Source organism: Cellulomonas jepli, assembly GCF_047229345.1.
In the GTDB taxonomy this organism is placed as follows: Bacteria; Actinomycetota; Actinomycetes; order Actinomycetales; family Cellulomonadaceae; genus Cellulomonas_A.
In genome coordinates this window covers 1-1,476 of sequence record NZ_JBFTER010000201.1, presented here as the reverse complement: position 1 = coordinate 1,476, position 1,476 = coordinate 1, and the positions used below count along the sequence as shown (strand labels likewise).

At 80.4% G+C, this 1,476-nt stretch carries 1 protein-coding gene; it reads right to left on the bottom strand.

Going from position 1 to position 1,476, the window contains the following annotated elements:
• Nucleotides 1–38: 38 nt before the first annotated feature.
• Nucleotides 39–1,476: LuxR C-terminal-related transcriptional regulator (locus tag AB6N24_RS23065; RefSeq protein WP_412871690.1), on the bottom strand; the 1,438-nt coding region annotated here is incomplete at its 5' end.

The following is a 1,476-nucleotide window of genomic DNA, read 5'->3' as shown; positions in this document are numbered from 1 at the left end:
ACGCCGACCGGTCCGGCGAGCGGGGCGCCGGCCGCGGCTCAGCCGACGCGCGGCGCAGCGACCGCCGGCTCCGCGTGCTCGTCGGTGGCCCCGGTGTCTCCGCCCGCCGGCAGCACGCCGAGCTCCCAGGCCCGGCGCACCGCCTCGTTGCGGCGCGAGACCTCGAGCTTGCGCAGGATGCTCCGGACGTGCGTGCGCACCGTGTTGACGGAGACGTACATGGACGCCGCGATCTCCTCGGTGTTGAGCAGGTCGCTCAGCAGGCCGAGGACCTCCGTCTCGCGGTGCGTGAGCGGCTCCCAGAGCGCGGTGGACGTCGTGGGAGCGCCGTGCCGGCGGACCGTGGGCACCGCGGCCGGGCGCGCCGGGTGCGCCGGCGCCGCCGCGGCCGGTCCGTGCAGCCACGGGTAGCGCGCCCGCACGTCGTCGAGCTCGAGCAGCAGCCGCTGGACCGCCGGGGGTGCCAGGCGGAACGGCCGGCGCAGCCGCTCCGGCGCCGCGAGCCGCAGCGAGCGCTCGAGCGCCGCCGTGGCGGTGGCGAGGTCACCCGACTCGGCGGCGCGCGCGGACTCCGCGAGCCAGGTGGTGACCTGCCGGTCGAGCACCGACGTCGCGGCGGCGTCGAGGCCGAGCGCCGCGTCCCCGGGGCCGGCGACGCCGCGGTGCGCGGTGACGACGACGTCGCGGGGACGGCGTCGTGCCGCCGAGGCGACGCGGGTGGGCGAGATGCCGCCGGGCGCCGCCGGGCGCCCGGCCACCGGGCGGGCCACGGGCGTCGGCGCGCTCGCGGCCTCGAGCCACAGCTCGAGCCAGCCCGGCAGGTGGGCGGCGGGCGACGTGCTCGGGCGCTGCCCGGCGTCGCCCGGGACGAGCAGTCGCTCGCGCACGAGGGTCAGCCGCGTGGCCGTGGCCTCGTCGTGGTGTGCGTGGGCGTCGGCGGCACCCGGCCCGAGCCGGCGTGCCGCCTCGGCGTCGAGCGAGTCCGGGTGGACCCAGGCCCGGAGCACCGTCGCGGCCGCAGAACCGGGCGCGAGCCCGTCGTGCACCCCGCGCGCCACGGTGTCCGCGCGCAGCAGGAGGTCGGTGCCGGCCCGCAGCCGCCCGGCCGCGGACTCGAGGACCGCCTGCGCGCGCAGCGAGGCGGCCAGCAGCTCCTCGCAGCCCGGCGCCTGCGCGGTCCGCGAGGCGAGCGCGAGCTCGTCGCGTGCCGCAGCGGTGTCGCCGCCCAGCAGGAGCAGCCGGCCCCGGCTCAGGGCGAGCAGCGCCGGGATCTCGGGGTGCGCGGCCAGGGTGTGCGGGTCGAGCCGGCGGCACAGGCGGTCCGCGAGCGCGAGGGCGGCGAGCCCCGCGGGCGGGTCGGACCTCAGGTAGGCGCGGTGCGCGTCGAGGACGACGACGGCGAGCCGCAGGGAGACGGTCGGCCCGTCGGCGCGCTCGTCCGCGCGCGGTGCGGGCTCCGTCGGCGCGGCCGACCTC